This window comes from Spirulina sp. CS-785/01 (assembly GCF_028330525.1).
Lineage (GTDB): Bacteria > Cyanobacteriota > Cyanobacteriia > Cyanobacteriales > Spirulinaceae > JAQMSD01.
In genome coordinates this window covers 1-7,974 of sequence record NZ_JAQMSD010000079.1, presented here as the reverse complement: position 1 = coordinate 7,974, position 7,974 = coordinate 1, and the positions used below count along the sequence as shown (strand labels likewise).

Genomic DNA, 7,974 nt, shown 5'->3' with positions numbered 1-7,974 from the left:
GGGCAGAGGGCAGAGGGCAGAGGGCAGAGGGCAGAGGGCAGAGGGCAAGAGGTGGACTGTTTACTAATTACTGTTTACTAATTACTGTTTACTAATTACTGAAAATTGCAGCGTTTTTTAGCTCTCCAAGCTACGTTAAAGCTCGTTTGGCAAGGTAGCCGTTATTGGACGGTGATTAATGGTATTTTGCTGCTTTTACAGGGAATTTTACCTCTGGGGTCTTTGTATTTAACAAAGGTCATTATTGATCGCTTGTCAAGGGTGCAAAATACGGAGAATTCTCCGCTAAATGTATTACAAGAAATATTTGTTTTTTTTGTGTTGGCAGTTTTCTTAATGTTGCTGCTAGAAGCGTGTAATGCGTTTGGGAAATGGGTGAGTGAAACCCAAGGCCAAAAGGTGACGGACTATGTACAAGGGTTATTACATGAAAAGTCCATTGAAGTTGACTTAGAATATTATGAAAATGCCCATTATTATGATGCGTTACACCAAGCACAACAGGAGGCTCCCTACCGTCCTAGTATTTTATTAAATCGTCTGGTTGGGTTATTACAAAATGGTATTTCTTTAACTGCTATTGTCATTCTTTTATTTTCCTTACATTGGGGAGTTACGGGTTTACTCTTTTTGGCGATTATGCCTTTATTTTTAATTCGTCTTCGTTATAGTAAAAAGTTTTATCACCATTGGAAAAACTGGATAGTACAAGAACGACGTGCCAATTATTTTAGTTATCTTTTAACCCATGAATCAGCAGCTAAAGAAATTCGATTATTTGAGTTAGGGCCATATTTTAATAGAGTTTTTAAACAGCTACGTCGTCAAATTAGACAAGAAAAGTATAAGTTTACTTTGAAGCGAGCAGTGGCGGAATTTTTAACCCAGTGTTGGGCAATTTTAACAATTTTTACGGCTTTAGGTTTTATAATTTATCAAACCGCCCAAGGAAGTATGACTCTTGGTAGTTTAGTATTATATTACCAAGCCTTTCAACGCGGCCAAGGACTGTTACGGGAAACGGTGAGAAATTTTGCGAGTTTGTATGAAAATAGTCTCTTTGTCAATAATTTTATACAGTTCTTAAATATTCAGCCAAAAGTGGCTGATTCTCCGCAGCCTAAAGCCCTCTCTCAACCGATCCAAGGGGTGATAGAATGTAGAGAGGTGTGGTTTAATTATCCCCATCATTCTCGCCCGGTTTTAACGGAAATTAACTGTAAAATTAAGGCAGGGGAGACGGTTGCTTTAGTGGGGGAAAATGGAGCAGGTAAAACAACGTTAGTTAAGTTATTGTGTCGGTTATATGACCCCAGTGAGGGACAAATTACGTTAGATGGGGTTGATCTACGAGAGATTCTGTTAAGTTCATTAAGAGAGCAATTTAGTTTGGTGTTTCAGGATTATTTTCGCTATCATTTAACGGTGGCAGATAATATTAGTTTAGGGAATTCAAGATATTTTAATGAATCTCATACAAGTTATTATCAAACGATTCAAGAGATTGCTCAAAAAGTAGGGATCGATCGCGCTATTCAAAGACTACCTCACCAAGATAAGACTTTACTGGGAACAGAGTTTGCGGAGGGGGAAGAATTGAGTATTGGGGAATGGCAAAAAATTGCGATCGCGCGATGTTTTCTCCGCAACTCCCCCATTGTCATCCTTGATGAACCCACCAGCGCACTTGATCCCGAATCCGAAGCAGAAATCCTCCATTATTTCCAACAATTAGTGCAAAATCGTACCGCAATTTTAATTAGTCACCGTCTCTCAACCGTAAAACTCGCAGACCGTATTTTTGTTTTAGAAAACGGCACCATTAGTGAACAAGGAACTCATGAAAAATTAATGGCAAAAAATGGCACGTATGCCCGATTATTCAACACTCAAGCCCAATCTTATCGAGACTAGAATGAAACCCTAAAGGACTTACGACGAACTACAATGGAAAAAGCCTCCCAAGATATCCCTTGGAAGGCAGCAAGTCTAGGTTTATGACAATTTTGGGGTAAAGGGAAAGGAAAGGTTAGCTGACGGCAAACGCAGTTAACAGTAAGCTGGTGACGAGGAGGACTGCAAATGCCCCTTGTTTCGCGTAGCGTTGTTGTTGTTGTTGGTCGGGGTATTCTGCCCAGTACATGGAAGGTTCATTGGCGTAGTTGTTCAGTTGTCCTTCGGTGTTAACGGTGGTGTACATGGTTTTAAGCCTCCTTGCTTACCTTGTTGTTAACAAATATAACGGAATGTAAAGAATTGTTACTGTGACTTGACAACGAACAAGTTGTGATTATAGTCACAGTTGCCGTTAACCCAATCCTCGTTGGCAGTTTCGGGAAGCCTAAATGGTTGACAGTGGGCAAAAGATCAGAGACAATTCAAAGTTCAACCAAGAACAAAGAACAAAAGAGTGGCGATCATCCTTCCATTTTCTGGGAGAGCGATCGCCACTTACCTATCTTAGGGTTTAGTATAATTGCCGAGAATCCCCCTATCGTAATCTTCGATTCGATAGGGGATGAAGATGAATAACTCCTAAAACCCAATTATCGTTCTAGGAGGATGGTTACGGGGCCGTCATTTTCGATGCTGACTTCCATCATTGCACCGAATTGGCCGGTTTCGACGGTTAAGCCGCTTTCCCGTAAGATTTCTACAAAGCGATTATACAGGGATTCGGCAATGTCTGGGGGGGCAGAGTCACTGAAGGAGGGACGACGACCTTTGCGACAGTCTCCATACAAGGTAAACTGACTCACCACCAGTATTTCTCCCTCGATGTCTTGCACGGATTTTTCCCATTTTCCCTCTGGGGTTTCCGGAAATAAGCGCAGTTGTAAACATTTCCGCGCCATCCATTGTAAGTCTTCTTCGCTATCGGTTGGAGCAATACCGACTAATAGGTTTAAACCCCGGCCAATTTGACCGACGACTTGTTGGTTGATGGTGACTTGAGAGGAGGTCACTCTTTGGACAACGATACGCATTTTTGTGGTTTGTTATTGGTGATGTAATGCTTAGTTTTGGGCAATGTGGACGGGTAAGGTTAGGGTGAAGGTTGTGCCTTGGCCGAGTTGAGACTTTACCTCTAATTGTCCCTGATGAGTATTAATGATTTGCCGACATAAATGCAGTCCTAATCCGTGGCCAGAGCGTTTATTTGTGCCTTGACGAAATTCTTGGAAAATCCGTTTTTGGTCTTCTTCGGAAATGCCAACTCCAGTATCTTCGATTTCAACTTGAATTTTTTGCTCCTCTACGGGAGTTTCTGGGGAAGAAATTTCTTGAGAACGGACTTCTACATGGCCTTCATCGGTGAACTTAATCCCATTACTAATTAAGTTACTAAAAACTCGGCGTAATTCCATGCGATCGCCCGTTACATTTAAATCAGAATCAAACTGACTTCGTAACTCTAAATTCTGACTCTCTGCAAGAGGTTTGAGTTCACTCACCACTTCTTCTAATAACTCAGCCAAATTAAACTCTCGAAAACTGAGGATTTTTTGCCCTACATCATAACAATAAACCTCTAATAAGTTATTGAGCATTTTTAAGAGATTGTCATTATTACTCACAACAGTTAACAGAGCTTCCTCCATTTTAGGTGTTGTTTCCCCAAATGCTCCTTGTTGAATGACTTGTAACATTCGGTTGGCCGCGACTAAGGGGGTGCGTAAATCATGGGTTAAACAGTGAACAAAATTCTCTCGCTGATCAATACTTTTTTTGAGTCTTAATAATGAACGAACTCTGGCCTGTAATTCGGACACTTTGACAGGTTTCCGAATAAATTCATCAGCCCCCACATCCAACCCTTTCACTACACTGGGATGTTCGTGGGCCGTGATTAATAAAATGAGAATATAAGGTAAATTGGGATTTTTGCGAATCCGTCTTGTCACCTCATATCCATCCATTTCTGGCATCATGACATCTAAAAGCACTAAATTAGGGGGAGTTTCATCTATTTTTTTTAGTGCATCTTGGCCATTATCTACCATTTCTATATCATATCCTTCTTGCTCTAAAGCAAGTTGGACTAAAAGAAGATTATCGGGGGCATCATCAACGGCTAAAATATACATTTTAATTGAGTTTTATTATTGAGAGCAAATGGTGTTTTTTTTCTAATTTATCCTAAGTTTAAATTTTGTTCAGTTAATTGGCAAGAGTTTTAGGAAGGTTTATCGTAAAACTTGAGCCTTGATTTTCTTGACTTTTAACTTGGATTGTGCCTTGCATTCGTTCCACTAAAGATTTTACAATTGCCAATCCTAACCCCGTTCCTGAATGCTTACGAGTCAAAGTTTGATCTAATTGACGAAAGGCTTCAAAAATGGTTTCTTTTGCGGATTCTGTAATTCCTGTTCCTGTATCATGGACGGCAATCATAATATTATTTTCATCGACTTCTTGTAATTCTACCCAAACTTCTCCAGTCTCGGTAAATTTAATCGCATTGGACAGCAGATTGACCAAAATTCGGCGGAGAAAACTACGATCGCTTCTAATTGAAATGGGGTGTTCTGGGGTTTGGGCATAGAAATTGAGGTCTTTTTTCTGAGCTAGCGATCGCAACTCTTCAATGGTCAGAATAATTAAATTAGTCACATCAAAATCTTCTGCATGAATCGGTAAATAACCCGCTTCAATTTTAGAAAAATCTAACACTTCATCCAGCAATCCCAGTAAATCTTCACTATTATGATTAATGCGATCGAGCATTTCCTGTTGACGCTCATTTAACTCCCCATATTGTTGTAAGAGTAGCATCTGAGAAAACCCCACAATGGCATTCATGGGAGTCCGCAATTCGTGGGACATGGTAGCCAAAAATTGAGATTTTAATTGAGAGGCTTTAATTAACTCTTTATTTTGCTGTTCAATCTGTTCCTGTTGTCGCGCTAATTCATCCGCCCTCGCTTTAAGGACTACTTCCGTCTGCTTCTGTTCCGTAATATCATTAATCGCCCCAGATGTTCCCAAAATTTCCCCTTTATGGTCATAATACCGTTGAGCATAAATCTCAAACCATCGGAAAGTCCCCTCCTTCGTCGGAGAACGAAATTCATATTGTAAAGAATCTGCCTCTCCCATAATCAACACCTGAAATAAATCCATTAGATCGGCGCGATCTTCGTAAGCAAAAACATAATCTAAAAACGACGTATTGAGAGTTTCTTCAATGGTATATCCGGTCAATTTCGTCCAAGGAAAACTCAAAAACGTCCAACATCCGGTGCAGTCGGTTTGAAAAATTACCTCATTAATACTATTGAGAACCGACCGATATAAACTATTCATAGTCGCCAGTTGACTTTCTCCATCACTGACGCGACGTTCTAACTCTTGATTGAGTCGTAAAATTTCCGCCTTGGCCTGTTTGCGATCGCTAATATCCCGCATGGCCACCACCGCGCCAATTTTCTGGCCATTGGCCACAATAATCGGATCACCATTAGCCAAAACCGTGCGAGGTTTCCCCCATTTGGGAACAATCGTCATCTCCACATTGCGAATCGACTCCCCTTGTAACACTCGATAAAGGGGAATATCACGCTGAGGCATCGGTGTTTTTCCGTCAGCACAGAACAAATTATAGTAGTTGCCCCATTGTTCTGCGGGGATGGGATGGGGGGGGAGGCCGTGAAACTCCTGCGCAGCGCGATTAAACAGCGTTAATACTCCTACCTCGTTACACACCACAATCCCATCAGAGAGATTTTCTAATAAGGCTTGTAAAAATTGTTGTTCTTTTTGTAATTTTCCTTCGATTTGTTCGAGACGACTGGCCCGACTCAAGGTCCCCACCCATTGCATCTCCCCCTCTGGGTCTTGGAACGGTTCAATCCGCAGGATAAAACGATTATATTGTCCCGTATGGTGGCGCAGCCGCAGATCAGTGCTGTAGAACGACGAGTCCGCCTCTAGTTCCTGTTTCTGCTGGGTAATTATCCCTGGCCAGTCTTGGGCCAAGCGATCGCGATCTTGAGGAGCAAGCGATCGCCAAAACCCTTGGCTAGGGGAGTCCGTCTCCATATCCCCAACATACGCCCACCAACGCTGATTATATACAATCATTTCTCCTTGGGGATTCGCCACCCAAACCAGATGGGGGAAAGCGTCTATAATTTGTGAGAGTGCAATTCCCCCCAAGGAGGAAGCAGATTGGCACATATTGTACGTTCCAGAAAACCGACAAAATTAATTCAGGAGTAAACTAAAAAGCAACAGAAAGTAAAATAAATGTTTTTTCATTTAACTTAACGTTTTCACTCAGCGACACTTATCTATCAAAAGATAAGATTCTCCCTTAGAGTCGTACTCCCATCGAGAGAGGAAGCAAGCCCTCCTTTCCTGTAAACTAAGCATTATTTTGTACTGGTTCAAGAGACAGTCAACCTTTCTTATTATTGATTTTGCTTATTCGGTTTGACAAGATTTAAGAGTAAATGAGTAAAATTCGAGTCGTTTTAATTGAAGATCATGACCTCAGCCGCATCGGGTTGAGTGCCGCTTTACAGCAAGTGGCGGATATAGAAGTCGTCGGGGAAGCCGCCAATGCCCATAAAGGACTACAAATTCTTACCGTCACCAAACCCGATGTCGCCATTGTTGACATTGGTTTACCTGATAGTGATGGTATTGATCTCACGCAACAATTTAAAGCCTTACCCGAAGGCGAAAATACTAAAGTCCTCATCTTAACCATGCACAACAACGAGGATTCCGTCTTAGCCGCCTTTGCTGCGGGGGCAGACTCCTACAGTCTCAAAGATGTCAGTCTAGAAAACCTTGTCCAAGCCATTCGCTTAACCAGCGAAGGCAATTCTTGGATTGATCCCACCATAGCCCGACTCGTCCTCAAACAAGCCAAAGACAGTCAAATCACCGGCGAAGACATCTCCCACACCGTAGAGATTAAATCTATGGACACCGATGAACAGGAGTTAATCGAAGCCGGAACGCTCACTGAACGGGAATTAGATGTTTTAGAATTAATCGTGGCCGGCAGTAGTAACTCAGACATTGCCGAAAAACTCCATATCACCATCGGCACGGTAAAAACCCACGTCCGCAACATTCTTAGTAAATTATGCGCCAGCGATCGCACCCAGGCAGCAGTCCGGGCCCTGCGATCGGGTTTAGTAGAATAGTTTCTGGTCATTTTTGGTCATTGGTCATTGGTCATTAGTCATTTATGACTGGTGACTGATTACTGGTGACTGGCGACTGATTACTGTTTACTGGCGACTGTTTACTGGCGACTGATTACTGTTTACTGGCGACTGTTTACTGTTTACTGGCGACTGATTACTGATTACTGTTTACTGATTACTGATTACTGTTTACTGATTACTGATTACTATGAGTGACACCATATTTGGCAAAATCATCCGCAAAGAAATCTCCGCCGATATCGTATATGAAGATGACCTCTGCCTCGCCTTCAACGATATTAGCCCCCAAGCCCCCACCCATATTCTCATTATCCCCAAAAAAGCCATTCCACGGCTCTCCGAAGCCACCCCCGACGACCACGCCCTCCTCGGCCACCTGCTCATCAAAGCCAAAGAAGTCGCCCAACAAGCCGGCCTCAGCAACGGCTATCGCGTTGTCATTAATAATGGCCAAGACGGTGGGCAAACCGTAGATCACCTTCACCTGCACATTTTAGGCGGTCGCTCCCTGCAATGGCCCCCCGGCTAACCCCCCAATTCTGAAAAAATTTGTAAAACCCCTTTACAAATCGCAACAATATGATTAATATACAAATAACGCAGTCAACTGAATCACTCAGAGCCGCGTTAATTATCATCTTGCAAAAACTGCAATCATCATAAACATGACTACAACAGTTCAAACACAACAGAACTTATCCCTGTGGGAACGGTTTTGTCAGTGGGTCACAAGCACCAATAATCGCCTCTATGTGGGCTGGTTCGGTGTCTTAATGATCCCCACCCTCTT

The 7,974-nt window shown here is 42.3% G+C and carries 7 protein-coding genes and 1 pseudogene; 4 read left to right on the top strand and 4 right to left on the bottom strand.

Going from position 1 to position 7,974, the window contains the following annotated elements; translation table 11 throughout:
• Nucleotides 1-105: 105 nt before the first annotated feature.
• Nucleotides 106-1,914, top strand: coding sequence for an ABC transporter ATP-binding protein (locus tag PN462_RS04535; RefSeq protein WP_272126806.1), 1,809 nt, complete (start codon nt 106-108; stop codon nt 1,912-1,914).
• 115 nt (nt 1,915-2,029) lie between these two features.
• Here the strand turns inward: PN462_RS04535 and psb34 are convergent, their stop codons facing one another.
• The 4 genes from psb34 to PN462_RS04515 form a co-directional block, all read right to left on the bottom strand.
• Entirely contained in the window at nt 2,030-2,200 is a 171-nt protein-coding gene (psb34, locus tag PN462_RS04530) for a photosystem II assembly protein Psb34 (RefSeq protein WP_272126805.1), read from the bottom strand.
• A 346-nt stretch (nt 2,201-2,546) separates the two neighbouring features.
• Nucleotides 2,547-2,987 (bottom strand): D-aminoacyl-tRNA deacylase, encoded by a 441-nt coding sequence (gene dtd / locus PN462_RS04525; RefSeq protein ID WP_272126804.1) that lies wholly within the window; start codon nt 2,985-2,987, stop codon nt 2,547-2,549.
• 30 nt (nt 2,988-3,017) lie between these two features.
• Nucleotides 3,018-4,088, bottom strand: coding sequence for a hybrid sensor histidine kinase/response regulator (locus PN462_RS04520; RefSeq protein WP_272126803.1), 1,071 nt, complete (start codon nt 4,086-4,088; stop codon nt 3,018-3,020).
• Nucleotides 4,089-4,161: 73 nt separating this feature from the next.
• The gene (locus PN462_RS04515) at nt 4,162-6,180 is read right to left on the bottom strand and encodes a sensor histidine kinase (RefSeq protein ID WP_272126802.1); all 2,019 of its coding nucleotides are present in this window, start codon (nt 6,178-6,180) and stop codon (nt 4,162-4,164) included.
• Nucleotides 6,181-6,455: 275 nt separating this feature from the next.
• Here PN462_RS04515 and PN462_RS04510 point away from each other — a divergent pair, with 275 nt between their 5' ends.
• The 3 genes and pseudogenes from PN462_RS04510 to PN462_RS23285 all read left to right on the top strand — a co-directional run.
• Complete coding sequence (locus PN462_RS04510) at nt 6,456-7,160, top strand: response regulator (RefSeq protein WP_272126801.1); 705 nt, start codon at nt 6,456-6,458, stop codon at nt 7,158-7,160.
• Nucleotides 7,161-7,371: 211 nt separating this feature from the next.
• Entirely contained in the window at nt 7,372-7,713 is a 342-nt protein-coding gene (locus PN462_RS04505; protein ID WP_272126800.1) for a histidine triad nucleotide-binding protein, read from the top strand.
• 136 nt (nt 7,714-7,849) lie between these two features.
• Nucleotides 7,850-7,974: pseudogene (locus tag PN462_RS23285) on the top strand (photosystem II q(b) protein); the annotation flags it as partial.